General features: G+C 55.8%; 24 protein-coding genes. 14 read left to right on the top strand and 10 right to left on the bottom strand.

Features of this window, described 5'->3' with window-relative positions:
- The first annotated feature begins 138 nt into the window (after positions 1-138).
- The 3 genes from AVO44_RS06295 (at position 139) to AVO44_RS06285 (ending at position 3,669) form a co-directional block, all read left to right on the top strand.
- The gene (locus AVO44_RS06295) at positions 139-1,671 is read left to right on the top strand and encodes a phospholipase D family protein (RefSeq protein WP_068334205.1); all 1,533 of its coding nucleotides are present in this window, start codon (positions 139-141) and stop codon (positions 1,669-1,671) included.
- A 65-nt stretch (positions 1,672-1,736) separates the two neighbouring features.
- Entirely contained in the window at positions 1,737-2,102 is a 366-nt protein-coding gene (locus AVO44_RS06290; RefSeq protein WP_068334204.1) for a cupin domain-containing protein, read from the top strand.
- Between the two features lie 175 nt (positions 2,103-2,277).
- Positions 2,278-3,669, top strand: coding sequence for an alpha/beta fold hydrolase (locus tag AVO44_RS06285; protein ID WP_068334203.1), 1,392 nt, complete (start codon positions 2,278-2,280; stop codon positions 3,667-3,669).
- 166 nt (positions 3,670-3,835) lie between these two features.
- Here the strand turns inward: AVO44_RS06285 and htpX are convergent, their stop codons facing one another.
- Complete coding sequence (gene htpX, locus AVO44_RS06280; RefSeq protein WP_068334201.1) at positions 3,836-4,741, bottom strand: zinc metalloprotease HtpX; 906 nt, start codon at positions 4,739-4,741, stop codon at positions 3,836-3,838.
- 282 nt (positions 4,742-5,023) lie between these two features.
- Between htpX and AVO44_RS06275 the strand changes: the two genes are divergently transcribed.
- Positions 5,024-5,443, top strand: coding sequence for a hypothetical protein (locus AVO44_RS06275; protein ID WP_068334199.1), 420 nt, complete (start codon positions 5,024-5,026; stop codon positions 5,441-5,443).
- Positions 5,444-5,561: 118 nt separating this feature from the next.
- Complete coding sequence (locus AVO44_RS06270) at positions 5,562-6,056, top strand: P-loop nucleotide/nucleoside kinase family protein (protein ID WP_068334195.1); 495 nt, start codon at positions 5,562-5,564, stop codon at positions 6,054-6,056.
- A gap of 30 nt (positions 6,057-6,086) precedes the next feature.
- Here AVO44_RS06270 and AVO44_RS06265 read toward each other — a convergent pair whose 3' ends face one another.
- The gene (locus AVO44_RS06265; protein ID WP_068334193.1) at positions 6,087-7,064 is read right to left on the bottom strand and encodes a serine hydrolase domain-containing protein; all 978 of its coding nucleotides are present in this window, start codon (positions 7,062-7,064) and stop codon (positions 6,087-6,089) included.
- A 643-nt stretch (positions 7,065-7,707) separates the two neighbouring features.
- Here AVO44_RS06265 and AVO44_RS21735 point away from each other — a divergent pair.
- Positions 7,708-8,250, top strand: a complete 543-nt coding sequence (locus AVO44_RS21735) for a hypothetical protein (RefSeq protein WP_338057296.1) — start codon at positions 7,708-7,710, stop codon at positions 8,248-8,250.
- An 86-nt stretch (positions 8,251-8,336) separates the two neighbouring features.
- On the opposite strand, the gene AVO44_RS06255 is transcribed toward AVO44_RS21735, so the two are convergent.
- Together AVO44_RS06255 and AVO44_RS06250 are read right to left on the bottom strand one after the other, a co-directional pair.
- On the bottom strand, positions 8,337-9,434 hold the full coding sequence (locus AVO44_RS06255) for a Gfo/Idh/MocA family protein (protein WP_068334186.1): 1,098 nt from the start codon (positions 9,432-9,434) through the stop codon (positions 8,337-8,339).
- A gap of 12 nt (positions 9,435-9,446) precedes the next feature.
- Entirely contained in the window at positions 9,447-10,157 is a 711-nt protein-coding gene (locus AVO44_RS06250) for a GntR family transcriptional regulator (protein ID WP_068334184.1), read from the bottom strand.
- A 106-nt stretch (positions 10,158-10,263) separates the two neighbouring features.
- Between AVO44_RS06250 and AVO44_RS06245 the strand changes: the two genes are divergently transcribed.
- Genes AVO44_RS06245 through AVO44_RS06220 form a run of 6 tightly spaced genes read left to right on the top strand, consistent with a single transcriptional unit; the run spans position 10,264 to position 15,840 of the window.
- Positions 10,264-11,418, top strand: a complete 1,155-nt coding sequence (locus AVO44_RS06245; RefSeq protein WP_068334182.1) for an LLM class flavin-dependent oxidoreductase — start codon at positions 10,264-10,266, stop codon at positions 11,416-11,418.
- Positions 11,418-12,308, top strand: a complete 891-nt coding sequence (locus AVO44_RS06240; protein ID WP_068334180.1) for an aldo/keto reductase — start codon at positions 11,418-11,420, stop codon at positions 12,306-12,308. The genes AVO44_RS06245 and AVO44_RS06240 overlap by 1 nt, the downstream gene beginning before the upstream one ends.
- 20 nt (positions 12,309-12,328) lie before the next feature.
- The gene (locus AVO44_RS06235; protein WP_233421942.1) at positions 12,329-12,823 is read left to right on the top strand and encodes a flavin reductase family protein; all 495 of its coding nucleotides are present in this window, start codon (positions 12,329-12,331) and stop codon (positions 12,821-12,823) included.
- Between the two features lie 53 nt (positions 12,824-12,876).
- A complete protein-coding gene (locus tag AVO44_RS06230) occupies positions 12,877-13,464 on the top strand; it encodes a TRAP transporter small permease (protein WP_068334176.1) in 588 nt (195 codons plus the stop codon).
- A complete protein-coding gene (locus AVO44_RS06225) occupies positions 13,465-14,754 on the top strand; it encodes a TRAP transporter large permease (protein ID WP_068334174.1) in 1,290 nt (429 codons plus the stop codon).
- Between the two features lie 24 nt (positions 14,755-14,778).
- Positions 14,779-15,840: a TRAP transporter substrate-binding protein gene (locus AVO44_RS06220; protein WP_068334172.1), complete on the top strand. Its 1,062-nt coding sequence runs from the start codon at positions 14,779-14,781 to the stop codon at positions 15,838-15,840.
- Between the two features lie 33 nt (positions 15,841-15,873).
- On the opposite strand, the gene AVO44_RS06215 is transcribed toward AVO44_RS06220, so the two are convergent.
- Complete coding sequence (locus AVO44_RS06215; protein WP_068335249.1) at positions 15,874-16,344, bottom strand: tetratricopeptide repeat protein; 471 nt, start codon at positions 16,342-16,344, stop codon at positions 15,874-15,876.
- Positions 16,345-16,389: 45 nt separating this feature from the next.
- Here AVO44_RS06215 and AVO44_RS06210 point away from each other — a divergent pair, with 45 nt between their 5' ends.
- Positions 16,390-17,631 carry a cytochrome-c peroxidase gene (locus AVO44_RS06210; protein WP_233421941.1) on the top strand — a complete coding sequence of 414 codons (1,242 nt, stop codon included), beginning with the start codon at positions 16,390-16,392 and terminating at the stop codon, positions 17,629-17,631.
- Between the two features lie 114 nt (positions 17,632-17,745).
- Here the strand turns inward: AVO44_RS06210 and xylA are convergent, their stop codons facing one another.
- Positions 17,746-19,053, bottom strand: coding sequence for a xylose isomerase (xylA, locus tag AVO44_RS06205; protein ID WP_068334170.1), 1,308 nt, complete (start codon positions 19,051-19,053; stop codon positions 17,746-17,748).
- A 415-nt stretch (positions 19,054-19,468) separates the two neighbouring features.
- On the opposite strand from xylA, the gene AVO44_RS06200 reads away from it, so the two are divergent.
- Positions 19,469-20,656, top strand: a complete 1,188-nt coding sequence (locus AVO44_RS06200) for an ROK family transcriptional regulator (protein WP_233421940.1) — start codon at positions 19,469-19,471, stop codon at positions 20,654-20,656.
- 119 nt (positions 20,657-20,775) lie between these two features.
- On the opposite strand, the gene xylB is transcribed toward AVO44_RS06200, so the two are convergent.
- The 4 genes from xylB to AVO44_RS06180 form a co-directional block, all read right to left on the bottom strand.
- Positions 20,776-22,233 (bottom strand): xylulokinase, encoded by a 1,458-nt coding sequence (gene xylB / locus AVO44_RS06195; RefSeq protein WP_068334166.1) that lies wholly within the window; start codon positions 22,231-22,233, stop codon positions 20,776-20,778.
- Between the two features lie 81 nt (positions 22,234-22,314).
- The gene (locus AVO44_RS06190) at positions 22,315-23,469 is read right to left on the bottom strand and encodes a Gfo/Idh/MocA family protein (protein WP_099045650.1); all 1,155 of its coding nucleotides are present in this window, start codon (positions 23,467-23,469) and stop codon (positions 22,315-22,317) included.
- Positions 23,469-24,524: a sugar phosphate isomerase/epimerase family protein gene (locus AVO44_RS06185; protein WP_068334156.1), complete on the bottom strand. Its 1,056-nt coding sequence runs from the start codon at positions 24,522-24,524 to the stop codon at positions 23,469-23,471. The genes AVO44_RS06190 and AVO44_RS06185 overlap by 1 nt, the downstream gene beginning before the upstream one ends.
- 27 nt (positions 24,525-24,551) lie before the next feature.
- Positions 24,552-25,610, bottom strand: a complete 1,059-nt coding sequence (locus AVO44_RS06180; RefSeq protein WP_082677417.1) for a LacI family DNA-binding transcriptional regulator — start codon at positions 25,608-25,610, stop codon at positions 24,552-24,554.
- Positions 25,611-25,612 lie beyond the last annotated feature (2 nt).

The following is a 25,612-nucleotide window of genomic DNA, read 5'->3' as shown; positions in this document are numbered from 1 at the left end:
GACGAACAGGCCAAGGCGCTACCCGGTAAACTGAACCGACATCACACCATCTTAGGAAAGAACCGCCAAGGGGAGAGAACAAACTTGCAATATTGCCCCCAGACGTTGTCATCTGGAAATGGCAGTTGGAGGATATCGATGAAACCATGGACGAACGTGGTTTGTTTGTGTTGCACGCTGGTTCTTGTCGCTTGTGCCCCGAAAACGCGCACATATGAAAAGACAGTGACGGCGTCGGTTCCTGCAAGTTCGAACACTACTCTTGCGCGGGCAGCCAGACGGTTGGGTGATCCGAAAGACGGGCGCTCGGGCGTCCGACTGATAAATGACGGAGAGCAGGCGCTTGTCTCGCGGCTGTTGTTAGCCGCTGCGGCAGAGCAGACGATTGACGCGCAATACTACCTTTTGCACAACGACCCGACGGGCCATCTTTTTGCAGCCAGTCTTTTACAGGCTGCGGATCGCGGCGTGCGCGTGCGGTTGCTTGTGGATGACATGGACACGTCCAGCTATGACGCGATGACAGCCGCGCTGGATCATCACGAAAACATCGAAATCCGACTATTCAACCCATTCTGGCGTGATCAAAGTCTTGTCATCGCAGGTCTGACGGATTTCAAACGCATCAATCGCAGAATGCACAATAAATCGATGACTGCCGACAATACATTTACGATTGTCGGCGGGCGGAACATCGGGGCCGAGTATTTCCTGGCCAGGGAAGAAATGAACTATGCCGATCTTGACGTACTCGCCGCAGGGCCGGTGGTGACGGATGTCTCAACAAGCTTTGACGCCTACTGGAACAGTGAATTTGCCGTTCCTGCCCGTGCCGTGATTGAAGACCCCAAAGAGTTCACCCTGAGCGATGCGCGTGATCGGCTGAACGAGCTTGTGGAAGATGCGAAAAAAACCGAATACGGCGCGGCCCTCAGACGGTCGGCCGAAGAAAATTTCGCACACGGCGCTTTGTCATTGGACTGGGTGCCAGCAAAATTGTACGCGGATCCGCCGTCCAAAGCCGCCGGAGTTGAGGGGTCAGACCCTATTCTGGCCTCACAGCTCCTTCCATATTTCGAAAACGCCGAAAACGAAGTGCACATCGTGTCAGCCTATTTCGTGCCGCGCAACAAGGGTGTGAAATGGATGACCGAACTGGAAAATCGCGGCGTCGACGTCAAGGTTGTCACAAACTCGTTGGCATCGAACGACGTCGCGCCGGTCTATGCACACTACGCCAAGAAACGCCGGGCGCTGTTGCGGGGCGGGGTTGAGCTGTATGAATTACGGCCTGATGCGTACCAGGTTCAACGCCGGGGCATCAATTGGGGTCAGTCCCGCTCTGGTCTTCATTCCAAGGCCTTTGCCGTCGATGACCGCTATCTGTTTGTCGGGTCGTTCAATTGGGACCCGCGTTCAGTCAACATAAATACTGAAATGGGCATACTGATCGACTCACCCACATTGACGGTTCAGACACTCGGTGCTTTGGACGAAGCACTACCCGCTTACACTTATGAAGTGACACTTGAGAACGCAGGTCAGCTTAAGTGGCGGACACAGGGCGAAGACGGCTCAATCCTTGAATATGACTCTGAGCCAACGGGGTCCGCTTGGGATCACATAGTCGCCGGCTTTCTAAGCATTCTTCCAATCGGTTCTCAGCTGTAAGATCGCGACCATTCCGGTATCAAGCCAAGTTTCGAACAAGCTGTCCGCCAGAAAGGAAATTGACCGTGCAGTACCTCAAACTCTACGCTGACCCTGACGGCGAAAGCCACTGGGACGATATCAACGTCGAAGTTGAAGAACGCAGTTTTGCGCCACCTGCTCAGGCGATCGAGATTTCCAAGCCGGAGTACGTTAGACAAACCATGTTTCTGAGACTTCGGTCAGGATGGAACGAACCCATCCACCCAACACCAGTGGCGCAACGCTTGGTGTGCCTGGCGGGCACAATCCGCGTAACCGCGAGCGACGGAAACTACCGAGACATTGGCCCTGGCGACGTTTGGCAAATGGAAGACAAATTCGGGAAAGGCCACCATACCAAGGTCACGAGCGACGAAGACTTCGAGGCCGTCATCATCCAATTCGAGTGATTTTAAAGGCAACCAATCCGATGCCCGAGCCTCAAAGGGCGTTCGGAATACTCATCTGTTGATATCATTCCTACTGCCTCTCAATTTCCAGCTATACTAACCGCAAGACTGCGCACGTGCCGCGGACGGATACGAACCGACGGCCAACCGATGACTGACGCAGAGGGGGATTGCCATGGAACAACGCCTCTCGGCTGTTCTGGCCGCCGATATGGTCGGATACGCCCGCCTGATGGAACTGGACGAGATAGGGGTGCTATCGCGCCAAAAGAAATATCGGCGCGAGCTAATCGACCCGGAAATAAACCGCCGTCGGGGAAGCATCATCAAAACGACCGGAGACGGCATGCTGGCCACGTTCGAGTCGGTTCAGGATGCGGTACAATGCGCTGTAAAAATCCAGCAGGCGATGAGCCTGAGGGAAACCGAACTGGAAGCCGATCAGAGAATTCGTTTTCGGGTCGGTATTAATCTTGGCGACGTCATCTTCGACGAAGGCGACATTTTCGGAGACGGAGTGAACGTCGCCGCGCGGCTGGAAGGTTTGGCAGAACCCGGTGGGGTATGTGTCTCGGACATCGTTCATCAGGCGGTACAGGATCGGGTCGACGCCCCTTTCCGCGACATGGGCGGGCAACGTGTCAAGAACATCAGCCGCCCCATTCGAGCTTGGCATTGGTCTCCCCAGTCCGGTCCGGTGCGAACGGCTCCTGATATTTCGCTGCAACAACGCGTCAGGTTCTGCAAATCGGCAGATGGCACAAATCTTGCATGGGCATCCACCGGAGAAGGCACGCCTGTACTGAAAGCCCCAAACTGGCTCAATCATATCGAGTATGAGTGGACCAGCCCGGTCTGGGGGGACTTTCTTTCAGAAACGTCGCAAAAGTGCCAATTGGTTCGGTTTGATCAACGCGGCAACGGGCTTTCAGACTGGGATGTTGATGACATTTCAGAAGACAGAATGATTGATGACATGGTGGCCGTGGCCGATGCTGCGGGGCTTGGTCGTTTTGGCCTGCTTGGCATCAGCCAAGGCGCTGCTTTCTCGATTCGCTTTGCAGCAAGATACCCGGATCGTGTGAAATTTCTTGTCTTGCTGGGTGGTTACGTCCGGGGGCGCATGCTGCGAGGGGACGCAGAGGCCGAACAGTTTTATGAAGCATCGCGCGCCATGGTGTCGGCGGGCTGGGGATCACCGAGCCCATTGTACCGTCACTTCTTTACATCCTGCTACATGCCTGACGCCACCCCGGAAGAAGGCGCAAGCTTTGATGAAATGCAACGTATCTCGGCAAGCCCGGAAACAGCCTTGCGGATTATGGAAATGAACGCCTATGTGGATGCGCGTCCGGACGCGCAAAGCCTGCAAATTCCAACACTGGTTCTCCATGTAAAAGGCGATCTGGCCGCCCCTATAAGTAAAGGGCGGGCAACAGCCCGTGAAATCCCGGCCGCAGCATTTGTTGAGCTACCGGGCGCCAATCACTGCATGATCCGCGGCCATCCGGGATTTGATGAGTTCTTTCAGGAAATCGGGCCTTTTCTCAGGGAACACTCTGACTAAGGCATTTATCGCCCGGACCCGACGCGTGTAGCCCATCGTTTCTACCACGCACCCTGCTTGATTTGTCGGTACGGCCCTAGCGTAGAGTTTTATTGACGTATCCCGCACGAAAGAAACCGTTATGCCAACCGGGTTTGCACGCGTTAAGACTTTTGACCGGTGTCACCTAGCCCCAAGGCCCACGATCTTGCGGCGACTCTCCCCCAGCATTCGCGCGCCCAGAGTGGGATGGGCTGGACTGTTGCGCGAGTTTTCTCAACGCCGCAATGCGGTTTGCCGTCGACGGGTGCGTTGAAAACAGCTTGTCTCGGGTGTGCACGTGTAGGGGATTGATAATAAACATATGCGCAGTCGCGGGGTTACGTTCGGCCGTGTCATTGTCGATACGCGCGGCACCTCTCTGGATCCGCTCAAGCGCAGACGCGAGCGCCAAGGGCTGGCCGCAAATCTCGGCTCCAATACGGTCGGCAGCATATTCTCTGGTTCGGCTGATCGCCATCTGCACCAATCCAGCAGCAAACGGAGCCAGGATCATCAGCGCAAGTGTCCCTACCAACCCAAGCGCGCTGTCTCTGCGGCCCCCAAAGAACAAGGCGAAGTTTGCCAGCATTGTGATCGCACCCGCAAATGTCGCAGTCACCGTCATGATCGCGGTGTCATGGTTTTTGATATGCGCCAACTCATGCGCGACGACGCCCGCCAACTCATCCCTCGAAAGGGTCTGCAACAAACCCGCGGTCACCGCTACGGCTGCGTTATGGGGGTTGCGCCCCGTGGCAAATGCATTGGGCTGAGGGGTATCGATCAAGTAGACGGCAGGCGTGGGCATTCCTGCGCTTTTTGCCAGACCTTCGACCATCTGCGATAATCCCATCGGATCACCGGCAGGAACAAGACGCGCATTGTGCATGCGAAGGACCATTTTATCGGAGTTCCACCAAGTGAACGCATTCATGCCAGCCGCGATCACCAAGGCAAACAGCATGCCGCCAAACCCGGCAAGCAGGTATCCCAGCCCCATGAACAAGGCCGTCATTGCGGCCATCAATATCGCAGTCTTCGTGTAACCCATGTAACGCAAACCTCCGCCGGCTCGCTTGTAGATGTGTGATCAATACGCTGTTCTTGCAATGATTATCGACCTGATTGCCGACAAAGTAACAGATGAAGCCAGTACGCTCGGGGTTAAAAAGATCACGCGCTGTTAAAATAAACTTTTTAAATCTGTACTTTAGAGCATATTCTTCATCTTCCGCCAATCAAATAACCTGACGTGTGAAATACTTTACTTTACGGAAGGCATATTTCTGGCAGTATTATTTTATGTGTTTGTAAAAAGTGTTGTGGGTAGAAGATGTACTTAGCCAAGTTCAACGACCAGTTTTGTGCTGTAGCAGACATCCAAAAGACCGAATTTGCCGAAAAGTTCCCATTGCTGGACAGGGGCGCAGTGCACGCACAGTGGAAAAAAGGGTCGTGGCAGATCACGCGCATAGGCGACATCTGGAAGCGCACCGGGAAAATCTTCTCTGTACCCTACGATGGTGCCGACGCATATCCATCGTTCCAGTTTGACGCGGATGGAACCCCGCTTCCTTTAATGCAAGAGGTGCTGAAAGCACTGCCCCCTGAAATGACGCAATGGCAACGTGCCTTTTGGTTGACCTCGGCGATGCCCGAACTTGACGGCGGACTTCCTATACACTGCATTCGATCTGGCGATCGCCGCGTCGTTGAAGTTGCAGCGAAAGCGGGCACAGGCTTTCTGAACTGATCTGACGCCCAGCATCGATTGGGCCGTTCAGACCTTGACACCCAGACGCTGGAGTATTGACCACCGCTGTGCGTTTAGCAATTTTCAGGACCGACATAGTTTTCAACCGAGTAGTAAAATGACCGAAGCCGCGTCCAAGCTCTTTCTCTTTTGCGGTAAACCTGCGTCCGGAAAATCAACGCTTGCCCATCGGCTGGCCGGGTCAGACCGCACTGTTGTCATCGCAGAAGACGCGTGGTTGGCTGCTTTGTTTTCGGATCAGATGTCGGCGATCTCGGACTATGTTCGGTGCTCTGGAAAACTGCGCGATATCATGGGGCCGCATATCATCTCGCTTCTCAGGGCAGGAACATCTGTGGTTTTGGACTATCCGGCAAACACACTCAAAGCGCGCGCGTGGATGCAGGGTCTTGCCAAAAGCGCAAACGCGATCGGTGAGTTACACTATCTCGACGTTGCAGACGAAACCTGCAAAGCAAGGCTGCGGAAGCGCAACGACGCCGGTGAGCATCCTTTTCAACTGACGGACGCGCAATTTGATGAGCTATGCAGTCACTTTGTCGCCCCGACCGATGATGAGGGATTTCAGATCATCGTGCACCACCAAGCCTAAACCGTTGGCACAGCGCGCGCCCACAGTCCATCATGCCATGTTCAGGATCGGACCATCCAGCAACCGGATCAGATCGCCAAAGTACCCGCCTGACCGCGCCGGGCGCGTCGGATCGGATGTGATCGCCACGGCAAGCTTGCGATCCGGGTGGGCAGCTATGATCTGCCCTCCGTACCCTCGGGCCAAAGCATAACCTGAAGGCAAAAGAAACCAACCATACCCGTAACCCAAACCAGAAAATGCTGATCTGCCATAAGGTTTCATCGAGGCCGCGATCCAGTTTTCGGGAATGACCTGTTTGTTGGCATACACACCGCGATCCCGAAGCAAAACCGCGATTTTCAACATTGATCTTGGTGTTATCGCCATTTCATTGCCGCCGAGATAATACCCTTGCGGATCGCGCGTCCAGGCTGGGATCTCAATATCGAGCGGCCCGCCCAGTCGTTCACGCGACAAGGTCAAAAGGCTTTTCCCCGTGGCCTCGGTCAATGCGGCGCCAAGCACATGTGTGGAACCAGTGGAATAGAGCATCTGCCCGCCCGGAGTGGCGACCATGGGCCTGCTCAGCGCGTCGGCGATCCAGTTCGAAGAACTGATCCATTCCCCGTAGTTCCCACCCGATGTTCTTTCCAGACCTGCCCGCAGGGTCACCAGATCCTCCATCGTGATGTCTTCCGCACCGGGGGTCGCATTTGCGGGCAGTAACCGAGGCGCAACCTCTTGCAAACTGGCATCGACCGATGAGATCTCCCGCCTGTGGATCGCAGTTCCCAGCAAAAGGGCCACAACGCTTTTTGAATAGGACTTTATGTTGGCCAGACGATCAAGACCCGGCCCTTTTTGAGCCTTTGCAAAAACAACCTCACCCGCTCGCTGGATCTGAAGCGAATGCAACTGCGGCAGGTTCTGCATTGCATCAGCAAGCAAGGCACTCCGCCCTTGCGCAAAAACGGGCGCAGCCAGAGCGGTTGTGGAAGCTATCAGGAATGAGCGGCGCGCGATCATGGCTCAGATGTGGTGGCTTTCCCCCCGATGTCCAGCCGCCAACAAAACAACACGGTCAATCCGTCCAGAAACGGGGAAGCATGGGTGCGTGCGAAAGATGGGTATTGTGGCAACAGATAGCCGCGATCATTTGCCGATCGGTCATCCGTACCCCCGCAATCTGTGGTAGACTTGCGTCATAGGCATTTCGGCAGGAGACGTCCCGTTGCTACCGAATTCACTCCGTCTTGTTGTCACCGTCACAACACTTGCGCTCTCGGCAGGGTCCCTGCCCGATCGCGTCGATGCGTTGTCGTCAGAAATTCCCAACTGGTTGCAAAAGCATATCGGCACAGGGGATGGCCAAATCGCGCCAATCGTCCTGCAAAGGGCACGTGAGCTGTATCGGGAAAAGCTGCGGCAGGGCAAAGTACGAAACCCCTGCTATCTTGCCAAGGATGCGACCCGTCCCAGCACCTCGGGCAACGGGAATCCCGGGCGGCGGTTCTATGTCATCTGTGAGGCTCAGAAGTCCTTTCGCGCCGTCTCGTCCGGTTATGGAAATGGTCGCAAGTTACAGCGCGCCAATTTCGCGAACGGGCGGCAGTGTGCGAAGAATTTCAGCAACGCAGAAGGATCAAAGCTGACTGCGGGCGGGGCTTATGTGACCGCTGAAACGCGGACGTCGTTCAAGGGCTATTTCAGCCGCGGCGGTCAAACGAAGCCGTTTTATCGCACGTTTCTTTTGTTTGACGGCGAAGGTGAAACAAGCAATGCCCGTGAACGCGCCATCGGCGGCCATCCCGCTGTTTTTCTTAAATGGCAATGCCGCTTTAAGAACCCGCAGAGCAAGCACGCCGACGACAAAGGATTTGTCCCTTACGGACGGCTCGTGAACTATACCGGCGGTCGAAGCAACGGGTGCACGACGTGGTCGCAGGCCGCCTCGCAAGAGATTTTAACGCTGGTAAAAGGGAATCCGACGACCCTGTATATCTATCCGGAATCAAAAGATATCAATGCTGTCGCAAAAGCCGTGAAAAAGGGGAAGTCACTGACACGTGCTGGCGTTTACTGGAACGCCGCGTGCCTTCAAGCAATCGGCGCTCCTAAGTTTTGGCCCAAAAGCACGCTCCAACCCATTATCAATCAGTGGAGGGATTCTCTGCCGAAGCACCCCCCGTTGGAACTGCCGATCTGCAAGTAAGGGATCCTCCATCCAGAGAACCGATCACGCGTTTCTAGTTCACCAGCCCTTCTGAGCAACATTGAGGGTCCCCTGTTCCGCGCCGTTTATGCGATCAGGTGCACAGTCTCGCCCGTTGCTATGGCTTGCTGCGCGGCATGTCCCATCCTGACGGCCCACAGACCGTCCTGCAAACTCACATCCGGTTGTGCCTTTTCACCACGAACAACGGCCAGAAATCCCTTGTGCTGATAAAAGGTAGATCCGTTGTGATCCCCAGCCGCCAAGAGCGTTGGGTCAACGGGCACATCCATTGTCACCGGCCCCTTGGGGTTGCGAGGGCTGACGATCACCTGCGGCAATGGCGGTTCGCCCAAGTGATCCGGCCAGAAACGTCCGGGCCCGGGGACCAAGGCCTCAATCTTTGCATCCGGTCCGACGGCCGATATCTCTTCCTGGTAGCGTGAGCCTTCAGCGAACATGCACAGTTCTAACATTGCGCGCCCGCCCGAAGCAAAATCGACAATGACATAGCCGTGGTCCAGAATATCGGGTATTTCGCCATCATATGCCTCATCCAAATGGTTTACCGCCTGCCCACCACTTGCAGTGATGCGCACCGGGTCAGACCCAAGTATCAACCGCATGAGATCGAAGAAATGACAGCACTTTTCCACAAAAGTGCCGCCCGTGTTTCGGTTGAACCGGTTCCAGTTTCCGACCTTATCGAGAAACGGAAAGCGGTGTTCACGGATCGACAGCATCTTTACGCCACCCGTCGCTTCGACCTTGTCGATCAAAGCGGTGATCGGCGGCATGTAGCGGTATTCCATCGCCACCCAGATCGGGCACGGATAATCGCGCTGCACCTTTTCCAGCCGGGCCGCATCTGCGGGATCGGTGAACAATGGCTTTTCCACCAACAGCGGTAGCGGCCGGGTATCTGCGACCTCACAGATCTGGTCGACATGCAAATGGTTTGGGCTGGCGATCACAAGGCAATCCAGATCCTCAACCGCCAGAAGCTCTTGCACCGATCCCACCATTGCAGCATCCGGCGCAAGAGCTTTGGCTGCCCGCGCCATTTCCGGATCAGGCTCAAAAATCGCGGACACCCGCGTGCCTTCAAGCAAGGCGATATTGTGCAAATGCTCTTGCCCCATCATACCGCATCCGATCAGCCCGTAATTGATGCTTCGCGTCATGCGCGTTTCCTTCTATTTCAAACGTTGGACATAGGTGGCCCGATCAGGGTCGAACCAAGTTTTTGAAAATTCAACGGGTTCCGTCTTTTCCGACCAACTGAACCGCTCGATATAGCCCACCAACTCACCCGCCGCTTTTGTGAACTCCGGCGGCGTCCATTGCGGCAACGGTCGAACCGACACGCGGTCCTCGGCGCGTGTGATCCAAAAGCCAAGTTGGTGCTGGTAATATCGGTAGAGTGAGTCCGACAGCATCTCCCGATCGATCCGGCCAGCTGATTCGTCCAACCAGATTTCTTCGACGGCGATGATTGTGTCATTCAGGTAGCGCATCCGGCGAACCCGTGACCCAAGGCCTGAGGCGCCAAACTCCGGCAGGTCAGGCGGTTTAGCCAGGTAGTCTACGGCCAGAATATCGGCCTTGGGCAAACCGCCGCCTTCGGGCAGCTCCAGCCGAAACATCGCATAAACACTGTTCTGCGTGCCGCTTTCCCGGACGTAGTTCCCAGACCCCTGAATACGCTCCAGCATCCCTTTTTTCTCAAGCTCGGCCAGCGATTTTCGCAGCGTCCCGACCGAGACATTCAACTGTGCCGCCATCTCGCGTTCCGGCGGCAAGCGTTCGCCGTCGATCAGGCGGCCCGCCGCAATATCGCGGATCAAAAGTTCCGCGATCTGGATGTACACTGGAAGGGCGTTTGGATTTCTGTTGGCCGCGGTCATTATGGGCGCTTCGCTAGGTCGCAGGAAAAATTGATACACCATTGATCTACATCAAAGTGATTGCTACGCAAGAGGAAAAGCAAAATCGACGCGGAGCCCGAATCAGATGACAATCGTCCCCATTACTTCCCCCGATCTGGACGCGGCTGAAGTTTCATGGTTCGCGGCGCTGTGTTCGGACGATTACCAGTTTCTGGGCGTTCCTGATGGCGATCTGCGGTCGAGTTGGGACCACTGCTCTGGCATCGTGAAAGAGGCCGAAGCACAGGGGTTTCGCAACATTCTTTGCCCGTCATCTTATCAGGTCGGTCAGGATACGCTGAGCTTTGTTGCCGGGTGCGCGCCGATCACCGAAAAGATCAACATGCTGGCGGCCGTGCGTTGCGGGGAAATGCAGCCAATCATGCTGGCCCGCACCATCGCAACCCTGGACCACATGCTGAAGGGGCGGTTGACGGTCAATATCATCTCATCCGACTTCCCCGGTGAGAAAGCTGACAGCGCCTATCGCTACCAGCGGTCGCGCGAAGTGGTGGAGATACTCAAACAGGCATGGACGCAGGATGAGATCAACCATTCGGGCGAGGTATACAATTTCTCGGGCCTGACAACTGATCCGGCCAAGCCCTATCAGACCGGTGGCCCGCTGCTGTATTTCGGGGGTTATTCACCCTCGGCACTGGAGCTTTGCGGCGAGCATTGCGATGTCTACCTGATGTGGCCCGAGACGAAAGACCAGCTTGCCCAGCGCATGAAGGCGGTTCACGCAGTTGCTGAAAACTACAACCGCACCTTGGACTACGGCCTGCGTGTTCACATGATTGTTCGTGACACCGAAGCCGAAGCGCAGGAATACGCGGACTACATCGTTTCAAAACTGGATGATGACTATGGCCGCGCGATCCGCGAAAGGGCGCTGGACGCGACCTCTCTGGGGGTGGCGCATCAGGCCAAAAACCGCGATCTTGCCGATGAGTACGGCTATGTCGAACCGGGGCTTTGGACCGGTGTTGGCCGCGCGCGTTCGGGCTGTGGTGCGGCGTTGGTCGGGTCGACAGATCAGGTCATGTCAAAGATCGAAGACTATCAGAAAATGGGCATCCGCGCGTTTATCTTCTCGGGCTATCCTCATATCGATGAAGCCAAGCACTTTGGTGCTCGAGTGTTGCCCAACCTCAAAACCTGCTCACTTCCGGAAGAGTATGGACGAGTACCACAGTCGACCCCAGCCACACCGCTGGGCCAAGGAGTTCGCCGCTGATGCAACGTGTAAAACTATCTGACTCGCTGGAAATGAGCCGTCTTGTCTACGGCATGTGGCGTTTGGGCGATGACAGCGACACTTCGGCAGGTCATGTTGAAGCGAAAATACAGGCCTGTCTGGACCAGGGCATCACGACCTTCGATCAGGCGGATATATACGGCGACTACAATGCCGAGGCGGTTCTGGGCGCTGCATTGCGCGCGAACCCCGCGCTGCGTCAACAAATGGAGATCGTCACGAAATGCGATATCATCGCGCCGTGCGGTCGGTATGCGCATGCGAAGGTGAAACACTATGACACGTCGCGGGCTCATATCCTGAAATCGGTTGAAACGTCGCTGACCGAAATGGCAATCGACCACATCGACTTATTGCTCATCCACCGCCCCGATCCGTTTATGGACCACAACGAAACAGGCGCTGCGCTCGACGAGGTTGTCGCCAGTGGCAAGGTGCGCGCGGTTGGCGTTTCGAATTTTCGCCCGTGGGACTGGAGCTTGCTTCAATCGGCGATGAAGACGCAACTGGTCACCAACCAGATCGAGATTTCATTGGGAGAGATCAGTCCGTTTACCAATGGTGATCTGGCGTTTCATCAACAGCATGGCCAGCCCGTGATGGCCTGGTCCCCATTGGGCGGCGGCATGCTGATGGCGGGCAATCCTCCGGTCGGTGTGGTCGCAGATGAAATCGCGGCCGAGTTTGGGGTCGATCGCGCGGCTGTCGCGGTTGCATTCCTTCTGGCTCACCCTGCCGGTATTCTACCCGTTCTGGGCACCAACAACCTGGATCGCATCAAGGGCATATCCGATGCCCTGAAAGTCAAACTGGATCGCGAGACCTGGTTCCGCCTCTATGAGGCGGCGCTGGGGCATGAGGTACCATGATGAATGCAATCTCAAGGGACATGACTCACACCTTCGTCCCCCACAAGGACGACACTCGAACCTTGCGTGATGCTTTCGGTCGCTTTGCCACGGGCGTCACGATCGTAACCTGCAACAGCGAGGATGGCCCGATCTGCATCACGGCCAACAGCTTCTCGTCCCTGTCGCTTGACCCCCCGCTGATCATGTGGGCCGGAGACCGTAATTCCCGCCGCTTCCCGTATTTTCACCGAGCTCGCCATTTCAGCGTGCACGTTCTTTCATCTGATCAGGCCGAGCTGTGCTTTGGCTGCTCCAAGGACGCGCATGCCTTGCGGAACATTGACCATGAGTTGTGTGAAAACGGCACGCCGCTGCTTCCGGACTGCCTGGCACGGTTTGAATGTGAGCAGCACGCGTACCACGATGCAGGCGACCACGTTATCGTGGTTGGAAGAGTTCTGAGGGCCAGCATAGCCGAGGGGGATGCGCTGACCTTTTTCGCCGGAAAGTTCGGCCAATTCGCGCAAAAATAAGCGCGTTCTGACGATTGCGGACGCAATCCGCAACTGAACAAGGGAGGATCCGCATGGGCGGATTGACATCGGTGCTAGCACCGATTGCGATCGTGAATGAAACCGCGCTGCGTCTGGGCCGCGCGGTTGGCGTCGTTGCTATGGCGCTGATGGTGATTGCGATCCTGGTCCAGGTTTTCTTCCGATACCTGCTGGGCAACGCATTGCCTTGGCCGGACGAAGCCGCGCGGTTCTGCATGCTGTGGATGACCGGCCTTATGGCACCGACAGCCTTTCGGCGGGGCGGCTTCGTTGCCATCGACATGGTACCGTTGATGCTGCCACGCCTGATGGGGCAAATCCTGACCCTTTTCCTTCTGGTCGTGTCGCTGGCCGTGTTGCTGGTCGCCGTCAACATCGGCTGGTCCGAGGTCACAGGCTTCGGCGGTAGATTTGCCACTGCCGCGCTGTATTTGCCGACGTCTATCGGCTTTGACGAATGGTACCGCATACCGCGCAGTTGGATGATGGCGTCTCTGCTGGTAGGCGTGATCCTTCTGATCGCCGTCAATATCGAGCTAATCCTGCGGGCCATCATCACGCTGCTTGGCGGTGGAGATCTTTTACCAAAAATCGCTGATGCACCTGTGGGGGCTGAATAGATGCTGATCTGGTTCCTGCCCACGTTCCTGGTTTTCCTGATGATCGGCCTGCCGGTCTTTTTCGCGCTTTTGGCCGCGCCGGGTATCCTGCTTTGGCTGAACGGACAAACCAACGACATCACGCTGCTGTATCGCAATGTCTATAACGGCATGGACAGCTTTCCCCTGATGGCCATCCCGTTTTTTATGCTGGCCGGCGAATTGATGAACCGAGGCGGCATCACCATTCGCCTTGTTGAGTTCAGTCAGGCCCTGATGGGTCATTTCCGAGGCGGTCTGGCGCATGTAAACGTGCTGAGCTCAATCCTGTTCGCGGGGCTGTCCGGCTCTGCCGTGGCCGATACGTCGGCCTTGGGGTCAATGTTGATCCCAGCGATGGAGAAGCAGGGATATACCCGTCGTTTTGCCGCTGCCATCACAGCTGCCAGTTCAGTGATCGGACCGATTATCCCGCCTTCGGGTATCATGATCATCTACGCCTACGTCATGGGCGAAAGCGTCGCCGCCCTGTTCCTAGCGGGCATCGTGCCCGGCGTGATGGTCGGCGTGGGCCTGATGCTGATGATCAAGGTCATGGCCGACAAGTACGACTTCCCTGTCGCCAGCCGCAAATATACTTGGCCTGAGCGCCGTCAGGCGAGCCTCAAGGCGTTCTTTCCGCTGCTGACGCCGGTTATCATTCTCGGTGGCATTTTGGGCGGTATCTTCACACCCACCGAAGCCGCTGCCGTGGCCGTAGGTTATGCCTTTATCATCGGTTTTTTCGTCCTGCGCACGCTAACCTTCAAAGAGGTTCCCGAGATACTCAGCAATGCGGGTCTGACATCGGCCGTTGTCCTGCTGCTGGTGGGCGCGGCAATGGCGTTCAAGACCGTCGTCAGCCTGAGCCACGCGCCAGAACAGCTGGCGTCTTTGATCCTGAGCCTGTCTGAAAACCCATTGATCCTTTTGTTCCTGATAAACCTGCTGCTGTTCATCGTCGGCATGTTTCTGGACGCGGGTCCGGCGATTATCATTCTTGGCCCCATCCTCGCGCCGATCTTCACCAGCCTCGGCGTCGACCCGATCCACTTTGCCATTATCATGAGCGTCAACCTGACCGTCGGCCTGGCGACACCACCCATGGGCCTGGTCCTGTTCGTGGCCGCCGCCGTTTCGCGCGAGAAAGTTGAAACCATTGCCAAGGCAATCCTGCCGTTCCTGGCAGTAGAAATCATAGTGATCTTTTTGATCACCTATGTCCCGGCCTTATCCATGACGATCCCACGAATTACGGGATTTGCAAATTAACTGAGTATCACAGGGAGGAAACGCATGCTCAGAAATTTCCTAAAAACCGCGGCGGTGGCCACATCGCTGGTGGCTGCGTCCGCCATTGCGGCCACGGCGGCCGATTTCACGTTGCGCGCTACGGCAAACTCGAACGAAAATGACGAGGATTACGACGGTCTTGTTGTTTTCAAGAACTATGTCGAGGCGGCCTCGAACGGTGCGATCGAAGTCGAGTTGTTCATTGGCACGCAACTATGTTCGAACGGTGCGGAATGCCTTCAGGGTGTGGCCGATGGTACCATTGATATCTATATCTCAACCTCTGGTGGCGCATCGGGTATTTTCCCATATGTGCAGGTTCTGGACCTGCCGTATCTGATGGCTGATGACCGTGTCGCGGAACACGTTCTGTCGGGCGATTTCACCCGCAAAATGCGCGATATGGCGCTGGAAGATTCCGGTGGTGCTATCCGCCTGATGACAATCGGAAACACCGGAGGCTGGCGCAACTTTGCCAACACGCAGCGCCGGATTGCTGAACCCGCCGATATGGAAGGTCTGAAAATCCGCACCGTGGTGGCCGATCTGCCGCAGGAACTGGTCAAGGCGCTGGGTGCATCCCCGACCCCAATCCCTTGGCCCGAGTTGTTCACCAGCTTCCAGACCGGCGTGGTCGAGGGATCCAAGAATGGCATCACAGATATCATGGGGATGAAGTTCCCCGATGCGGGTCTGCAATATGTCACTCTGGACGGTCACGCCTATATGGGTGCGCTCTGGTGGATGAATAACGCCAAGTTCCAGGACATGCCCGAGGATCTGCGCCGCGTGGTTGTAGACGGTTTCTATGCCTTGCAACAAGCGACGTTTGCCTCACCCAAGCGCAAGTCGATTCAGGCATACGAGGAGTTTGTCGCCGGTGGAGGAGACCTCTATGTCCCGACGCCCGAGCAAAAGGCCGCCTTCAAAGAGGCCGCTTCCCCAGTCTATGACTGGTTCCAATCCAACGTCGCCCGCGGAGATGAGATCTTTGTGGCTTTGACCGAGGCCGTGGTGGAAGCCGAAGCACAAATCAACGCAGCACGTGATGCGGACTTGAACTAACTACCAAAGGGTCGGGCCAATGGCCCGGCCCGTTCAACGAAACGGATACATCCAAACCTTGTAGTCATTCACCAGAACATGCGCCCTTTCGATCTGCTCCGGCGACATTTTCTTAACCACTTCCTCAAGGCTGATCGCCGCGTCGGGGTCGCCGCCAATTGCGCTGAGCGTATACCACATATAGGCCCGCACCAGATCGGGCGCTGGCATGCCCAAACCCAGTTCATAATACCAGCCGACTCCAGATTGCGCCCCCGGATGCCCTTTCATCGATGCGCGCAGATACCACTCGAACGCGCGCTCATGGTCCTGCTCAACACCAAGGCCAAGACCGTACATCACGCCGATCAGTTCCTCGGCCTCGGCATTTCCGGACCGGGCGGCGGGCAAAAGCTCTTCGCGGGCTGCATCAAATTTCCCCTCCTCCATCAGATCACGAGCCCGCTCCAATTCGGCCAGCGTAGGGGTGGCAAGGAAACAAAGGGCAAAAACAAACTGGCGCATGGGGCGATTGGTCTCCTGTGGGCCGGAGCCGTTGCCGCACAAGAATTGCCGCAACCGCTGACGGATGATGACTTTTTGTCCTTTGATATGGAACAGGCCGCGATCGGTCATCAACTGTTTTACGATCCAATTCTGTCGGGCAATCGAAACATCGCCTGCGCGCATTGCCATCACCCGGATTTTGGGACCTCGGATGGTCTGTCGCTGGGCATCGGCGAAGGCGGGCAAGGTTTGGGGCCTGACCGTACGCCCGGTTCTGGAGCCGACAAGATTCGCAAACGCATACCCCGCAATTCACCAGGGCTATGGAACCTTGGCGCCAAAGAGATTCACACCGTTTTCCACGATGGTCGCCTGAGTACCTCTGACGCATACAACAACGGCTTCAACTCACCCGCACAGGAATGGTTGCCGGATGGGTTGAACTCACTGCTGGCGGCGCAAGCGCTGTTTCCGTTGACCTCGCAATTCGAAATGGCGGGCAATGTGGCCGAAAACCAAGTGACCGGTGCGGTCCATGACCGGATCGACAAAGGCTGGCCGATCCTGGCCAAACGTGTACGTACCGATCCGTTTTATGGTCCAGCGATCGCAGCGGCTTTCGACGATATTGAGACGCCTGAAGACATTACAATCACACATATTGCCAACAGTTTGGCGGCCTTTATGGCCATCGAATGGCGCAGCACAGACAGCCCATTCGATCAGTACCTCGCCGGAAAAGTCGACGCCCTGTCACCCGCCCAAAAGGACGGGATGGACCTGTTCTACGGAAAAGCGCGCTGCGCCACCTGCCATTCAGGCCCATTACTATCGGACCAAAACTTTCACGCCTTGGGTTTGCCACCCTTCGGTCCGGGACGAACCCGACAGTGGGACCCCTTCGTCCGAGACGTTGGGCGCATGGGTGAAAGCAACCGTCTGGAAGATGCGTACCGGTTCCGTACCCCGATGCTGCGCAATGTCGCTCTTACCGCGCCATATGGACATAACGGGGCTTTTCCCGATCTGGAAAGCATGATCCGCCATCACATGGACCCGCAGGAAAGTCTGGCAAATTGGACGCCTGAAATGGCCGCCCTGCCAAATGTTCCGTGGCTTCAAAAAGCAGATTTCGTGGTTTGGGACGACCGTTTTGAAATGGACCGTCAACGAAACAAGATCGATATTGAGCCGGTCACGTTGAGCGACCGTGAAGTCCAAAGCCTTGTTTCTTTCTTGCACGCTTTAACGGGGGCGAGCGTGGACACACCGATATTCGGTGTGCCCGACGGCTTTGTTCCTTAGACTATCCAATTAACAGTGCTGTCTGACAATTCTTCACGCGTCTTAGATGGGCTTGAAGGATCGGAATAGGCACTCTGCAAACACTGTATGAATCGTTTGTTGTCCTCGCCCGCCTCAGACAAACCTGTTCACATAGTTTTCGAGTATTTCCTGTCGTCCCGAGCGTGGCTTCGGATTGATATCTTCTTGCAGAACACGTGCGGCAATCTCGTCCAGACTGCTATCCAACATGGACGCTGCTTGCGGAGTGTCCCAACCCGAGTACCTCTCTTGCAGAGCACGCTCCAAGCCGCCATCTTCAATCATTGCCGCAGCGGCTTTCAGACCCCGTGCGCAGATATCCATCCCGCCCACATGGGCCGCGACCAGATCCTTCGCGTCAAGGGATTGGCGGCGTATTTTGGCGTCGAAATTTGTGCCCCCGGTCGTGAATCCCCCCGCCTTCAGAATGTGGTAATAGGCCAACGCGACCTCTGGCGTATTGTTTGGGAACTGATCCGTGTCCCACCCCGATTGGTAGTCATTGCGGTTCATATCAATCGAACCCAGCATACCCTCAGCGGCGGCGACGGCGATTTCATGTTCAAAACTATGCCCGGCAAGGATCGCGTGCCCCTGTTCAAGGTTCAGCTTCACCTCATTCTCCAATCCATATTTTCTAAGAAATCCGATGCAAGTCGCCGCGTCATAATCATACTGATGCTTTGAGGGTTCCTGAGGTTTCGGCTCTACCAGAATTGTGCCTTTGAACCCGATCTTGTGCTTATAATCCACAACCATGTTCAGAAACCGACCCATATGGTCCATCTCGGCCTTCAGGTCGGTGTTTAACAGGGTTTCGTACCCCTCGCGCCCACCCCAGAGAACATAGTTTTCACCGCCCAGCTTCTGCGTTGCATCCAAACACGATTTTACCGTAGCCGCCGCGAACGCAAAAACGTCCGGGTCTGGGTTTGTGCTGGCACCGGCCATCCACCGGCGATGGCTGAACATATTGGCCGTTCCCCAAAGCAACCTAGTACCAGATAGCTGCATCCGCTCAGCGATGTAGTCGGTGATCTCTTCCAAGGTCTTAAGGTTCTCGGCGAAATTGCCTTGTTCTGGCCGAATGTCAGCGTCGTGCCAGCAAAAGAAAGGCTGACCCAGTATTTCAAACATTTCGAACGCAATATCCGCCTTCATCCGCGCCCGCCCCATATCGTCTTGTGGGTGCCACGGACGTTCGAATGTCGGCCCGCCAAAGGGGTCTCCGCCCTCCCACGCGAAAGAATGCCACCAGGCCACTGCGAACCTAAGGTGGTCCTCCATCCGCTTCCCCATCACGATCTCGTCTGGGTCATAGTGCCGGAAGGCCAGAGAGTTTTTGCTGTCTGCTCCTTCGAACTGGATTTTCTCAATCCCGTCGAAAAATCCACTTGTCATGACTTCCCTCCCCCTCGGTTCCGCACTGGCTGCTTGCCGAGAATAATCATCAACCAAAGATTGCCTAGAAATTCAGGCAATCCAGGCGCTTGAGTGGGGTTATCCATGAACAATGCGTCATCATCGGATTAGCCATGCTCGATATGCGATTGCGCGCTATTCCCATGCATCACGCCCTCGTAGGCGCGGGACAGCGGGCTTTCATAGACAAAAGCAACGTCGCCTAGGATTTCGCAGGATAACCTCTTATTTTTTAAGCCGCCTTATCTCGATTCCCGACCTTTAAGTTTGAATATCATATTTATTTTATCTGGTAAAATATTATCCTATATGCGGCGCCAAAATTGCTTTAAATTGAATTCACAGTAAGATTCACGAGGGCAAGAGACTGAAAAACAAAGCCTCTTTGATTTCCTTGGAACAACGGAACGCAACCCGTCTGCGGGTCCTGGAGCATATCAGGACAAAGGGTGCCGTTTCGCGGATTGATATTGCGTCGGCATTGCAAACCAGCCCGGCAACCGTAACGGCGGCCACTGCAGATCTGATCGCAGCCGGGTTAATTAAAGAGATTGAAAGCGAAGCGATATCCGCGCCCGGCAAAAGAGGCAGACCAAGGGTTTTGCTGCAGCTGGATGCCAAGTCCTACATCGTTGCAGGTCTAAAAGTCGCGCGGCAAGGTATCTCGGTCATTTTGGTCGATTTTGAAGGTAGCGAAACCGCGTCGTACAAACACCCGCTGGAAAAACCCAGAATGTCACCATCCGAGTTCGTAGCGTCCATCCGCAGCGCTCTTGACGAAACCTGCGCGCAAATTGGCCGCTCTGCCAAAGATCTTGCCGGCGTTTCAATCGGAGTGGCCGGCCTTGTGGACGCAAACAGGAATTTTGTGTACTGGTCGTCGTCTATCACTGAAAGAAACATTGATTTCAGTAACTTGCTATCACGCCATGTGCCCTGCCCTGCTTTTATGGACAATGACGCCAACCTGGTTGCGAAAGCCGAGCAGTTGTTTGGACTTGGCAAAGGTCTAAAGACTTTTCTCGTCGTTACGGTCGAACATGGTGTCGGCCTTGGGATCGTTCTGGATGGCCAGCTTTACCGTGGCAAAAGAGGATGCGGTGCCGAGTTTGGGCACACCAAGGTTCAACTTGACGGTGCCTTGTGCCAGTGCGGCCAACGCGGATGTCTTGAAGCCTATGTCGGCGACTATGCTTTGATCCGTGAAATGGCGGTCACAGGTCAGATAAACGAAGCAATGACCGTTGCAGACATACATGATCGCGCGCAATCGGGCGATCAAAGGGCCGCTTCGGTTCTTTCCCGCGCCGGTCAGATATTCGGTCTTGGGGTATCCAACCTCATTAACCTGTTCGACCCAGAGTGTATTATCGTGTCAGGCACGCAAAAAAGCTTTGAACATCTCTGCACGGACAAGGTTTTGGCCCGCATACGCAGTGGCGTTGTAAATGTCGACGCAGCCTTGCCCGAAATCAAGGTTCACCATTGGGGCGACCTGATGTGGGCCAAGGGCGCTGCGGCCTATGGGATCGAACAAGTTTCGATCCTTAAAGTGAGGGAGCTCATAGCGAACACACCCTAAATGTTAAACATCCTTTGCTATGGGCGTTCAGATCGCAAACCCGGCCTTTGCGGCCGGGGGTACGCATGCTCTCATAACGATCAAGGTTTCGGTTCGGGAACTACTCGCAGCCTCAGTTGTCACGTTGCGGCCAGCGGCGCCAGCGCTGTGTAGAATTGCCTGTATCTGCCGTATTCAGTTTCGTAGGCGTCAATCAGATCGCTGCGGGGTTCAATCCTATCCTCAATTTCTGGTGGCGACATCACTTCGGCTGGCTCTGCGTTGTTCACAGCACAGATGGCCAGGCGCGCGGCCCCCATGGCCGCCCCGAATTCGCTGCCTTTGGGAAGGTTCAGAGGGACCTGCAGAACTGTTGCCAAGGTTTCCAACCAAAACCTCGATCGCGCGCCCCCTCCGACAGCCATCAGGTTCTGCGGAGATGTTCCAGTGCCTTTCAAGGCTTCCAGGCAATCTCGCATGGCGAAGGCCACGCCTTCCATAACGGACTGGGTTAGGTCTGCGGGGGCGGAAGAAACATCCAGACCCATAAACGCCCCTCGGACACGGCTGTCGTTATGGGGCGTTCGTTCCCCGGAAAGGTAGGGCAGGAATGTGATCCCAGACGGGCCAGTGACCGCGTCAGGCAGCGCTGTGGCCAACTTGTCCACCGGCTGTCCGAGGTTTCGCGATAGCCAGTTCATGCTGTTGGTGGCCGATAGAATAACCCCCATTTGTATCCACGTGTCTGGAATTGCATGGCAAAAGCAGTGCACCGCAGTTTCCGGAGCCGGAGCGTATGCATCTCTGGCAACAAGCAGAACGCCCGAAGTTCCCAGCGAAACAAACCCCGCGCCGTCTTGTATGCTTCCAATACCGCAGGCGGCCGCCGCATTGTCGCCAGCACCGCCCGCCACGACGACGGGTCCGGACAGCCCCCATTCGCGCAGCAAATCTGCCTTTAGGTCACCACCCGGATCGGTCCCTTCGATCAAACTTGGCATCTGTTCCACGCGCATGTGCCCCAAGGCAAGCGCAGCATCCGACCACTGTCGCCGTCCGACGTCAAACCAAGACGTGCCCGCACTGTCCGACATGTCCGAGATGTATTCGCCAGTCAGCCAAAAGCGTAAATAATCCTTCGGTAGAAGCACTTTGGCTGTTTTCGAGAATACATCAGGCTCATGCGCGCGCACCCATTCAAGTTTCGGCGCGGTGAACCCCGGAAATACGATATTCCCGGATATCGCGCGCATTTCCGGCGTTTGATCCAGTATCCTGGCCTGATCCGCTGACCGTGTGTCGTTCCATAAAATACACGGCCTGAGAACTGTGCCGTCAGAGTCCAGCAAAGTCGCACCATGCATGTGTCCGCTCAGCCCGATGCCACGCAGTTTTGAAAAGGCGGTTTCGTCAAGCGCGCGAAGCTTCTCGACAACCTCCTTACACGCGTTGATCCAATCCAACGGGTTCTGCTCGGACCAGCCGGGTTTTGGTGTTGAGGTTGGAATGCTGGTTTCGGCATCGCACAGCACGCGACCGGCATCATCTATCAAAATCCCTCTGAGACCTGACGTTCCCAAATCCAATCCAAGATACATGCGCGCCTCTTCAGTATTTGTTTAGCACAGCGACCTTTTCACGGCGCTGTTCGTGCCATGCAACCCCAGAACTTCAAGGATTTAGTCCAACTTGACCCACGCCGCATTCCTTGCAGAGCTTTGCACGCAAGCGGCCACGAACCTGACACCCTCCAGCCCATCGTGAACCGTTGGATACACGACTGATGCCTCTGGTGGCTTTTCATCTCGGAAAGCCAGAATGGCTTCGGCGGCTTCACCGTAGATGTTCGCGAAACCTTCCAGATACCCCTCTGGGTGTCCCGGTGGTACGCGGCTTATCCGATTGGCGGCTTCCCCTGCCCCGGGTCCATTTCTGGTGATCAGACGCTTTGGCTCACCATAGGGGGTAAACCAAAGATAATTCGGGTCTTCCTGAGCCCATTCCAGCCCACCCTTTTCGCCGTAAACACGGAGTCGTAAGGCGTTTTCGTTGCCGGGTGCGACCTGTGAACACCACAGCATTCCGCGCGCTCCGCCATCGAAACGAACAAGGACATGCGCGTTGTCATCGACTTGGCGCCCCGGAACAAAGGCTTGTATGTCTGCGGCAAGGCTTTCGGCTTTCAAGCCGGTAACAAAGCAAGCCAGATTAAAGGCGTGGGTTCCAATGTCGCCAGTCGATCCGCCAGCGCCTGAGCGTTCGGGATCAGTCCTCCACTCTGCCTGTTTGAAATCCTGCTGCTCGGTCAGCCAATCTTGGGCATACTCAACCTGAACCACCCGGATATTGCCGATCTGGCCGCTGGCAACCATTTCACGTGCCTGCCGGACCATGGGGTAGCCGGTGTAGTTATGCGTCAGAATGAACAGTGCGTTTGAATTTTCTGCTGCTTTGACGAGCTTTTTCGCATCATTCAGCGTTGCGGTGAGAGGCTTATCACAAATCACGTGAATGCCGCGCTTCAGGAACTCACGCGCGGCGGCGTAGTGCACGTGATTTGGCGTGACAATCGAAACCGCTTCGATCCCTGATTTCAGCCGTGCCTCTCTGATCGCCATCTGCTTGAAATCATCATAAACACGTTCAAGACCCAGCGCCTGCCCGCTTTCGCGGGATTTCTCTGGCGTTGAGGACAACGCTCCGGCAACCAATTGGAATCTGTCGTCCAATCGCGCTGCAATGCGATGCACGCCCCCTATAAAAGCATCATTTCCGCCACCGACCATGCCAAGGCGAATGCGCCCCGAGGTTTCTTCGCTACGTCCCGTTACCATCAGTCTATCCCCAGCATTTTACGATTGGCTGCCTCATCGGTGCCGCTGTCTGCGAAATCGTCAAAGGCTTTCTCGGTCACACGAATGATATGATCCGACACGAACCGGGCACCTTCGCGCGCGCCATCTTCAGGGTGCTTCAGGCAGCATTCCCATTCGACCACCGCCCAACCGTCAAAGTCGTTTGCCGCCATTTTTGAAAAGACGGCCCCGAAATCCACCTGCCCGTCGCCTAGAGACCGGAAGCGCCCTGCCCGATTGATCCAGCTTTGATACCCGGAATAAACGCCTTGCCGACCCGTTGGGTTAAATTCGGCATCCTTGACGTGGAACATCCGGATGCGATCCTTGTAGATGTCAATGTTGTCCAGATAGTCGAGGCATTGCAGAACATAGTGCGACGGGTCGTACAACATACAGGCCCGAGCGTGATTGCCCGTCCGCTCCAAGAACATCTCATACGTAACCCCATCATGCAGGTCTTCGCCCGGATGGATTTCGTAGCAGACGTCCACGCCGCAGTCTTCTGCATGGTTCAGGATCGGCACCCAACGGCGCGCGAGCTCATCAAAAGCGGTTTCTATCAGCCCGGCGGGCCGCTGGGGCCAAGGATAGACATATGGCCAGGCCAGCGCGCCCGAAAACGTCGCATGCGCTGAAATTCCCAAATTTCTTGACGCTGAAAGCGCTTTTTTGACCTGATCCACCGCCCATTCTTGCCGGGCTTTCGGGTTTCCCCTGACAGTTTCGGACGCAAACCCATCGAACGCTGTGTCATAAGCCGGGTGAACGGCCACGAGCTGCCCCTGAAGGTGTGTGGACAATTCGGTAACTTCAACGCCGTTCTCCTTGGCCTTACCCTTGAAGTCGTCGCAATAGCCCGGGCTGGACGCGGCGGTCTCAAGGTCAAACAGTCGGCCATCCCAACTGGGAACCTGAACGCCCTTGTACCCGCACTCAGCCGCCCATTTCGTGATTGCATCCCATGAATTGAAAGGTGCTTCATCCCCGGCAAACTGCGCCAGAAACAAAGCCGGGCCTTTGATCGTCTTCATAATATGTCCTCCCCAAATTCAATGCCTTTATGGCGGCAAATTTTCCTTTAGATAGATATCGATACGAATGCGTTCCTGGGCTTTATTGAACGGAACCTTGTCTGATGTGGCGCGCAGCAGACGGACGGCAGACCGAACCAAATGCCCGGAGTCCTGCGAGATCAAAGCGTCAAAGGTGCCGCGGGTCAGAGCCTCACGGCTGAGCGGCGTAAGCTCGTGGGCTATGATCACCAGATCCTTGCTGATCTTGCTTTCGGACAGAAACTGGATCAGGCCCGCATTGCCCGCAGCGGAAGAATATATCCCGACCAGATCGGGATAGGTTTCAAAAATCTCAGGCATCATCTTGTAAATCAGGTCGGGGTCATCGCGACCCTCGACAGACGCCACGACTTCAAGATGCGGAAAATCCTCGGCGACAACCAGATCAAAGCCTTGGCGCCGCTCGAGATGATCACGCGCCAAGCGCGAGCCGGTCAGGACAAGAACTTTGCCCTTTTTATGCACGAACCGCCCCATCAGTTGCGCCGCTGTCCGCCCGGCGGACACGTTGTCAATTCCCACGAAATGATCGCGGTCCGAACTGGGCAGGTCGGACACAAGGGCAACGACGGGTATACCTTTGTCCCTGACCCTTTTGACAGCATCGCGTACCGATGGAGTCTCAGGGCCAAAGACGGCGACGCCGTCGACCTCTTTACTTTCCACGGCATCCAGTATGTCGACGATGTCCTGCGGCTCAAACGGCGCAACGCGCTGAATCTTCAGACGCGTACGTTCGATAAACTGATCGCGTGACTGTTCCACGATTTGCTTGCTCAACGCCTCAAGAAACTCGTTGTCGGCGTCGGGCAGTACGAAAAGAAAGTTGTAAACGCGTTTGCGCGCCAGATTGGCGGCGGCGGTGTCGCGCACATACCCTAAGTCATCAATCGCCTTTTGTACCTTTTCAACAGTCACGGCGCGAACACCGGGACGTCCGTTCAGAACGCGATCAACAGTCGCCAGACTAACACCTGCAACGCGTGCGATGTCGTTGACAGTTGGCTTTTCCACCACTTCTAGTTTTTGCTTATGGTCTTCCACGC

Origin of the sequence: Ruegeria profundi (genome assembly GCF_001507545.1) — a bacterium.
GTDB classification, from domain to species: domain Bacteria; phylum Pseudomonadota; class Alphaproteobacteria; order Rhodobacterales; family Rhodobacteraceae; genus Ruegeria; species Ruegeria profundi.
The sequence above is the reverse complement of the archived record's forward strand: the minus strand, read 5'-3'. Positions and strand labels throughout refer to the sequence as shown.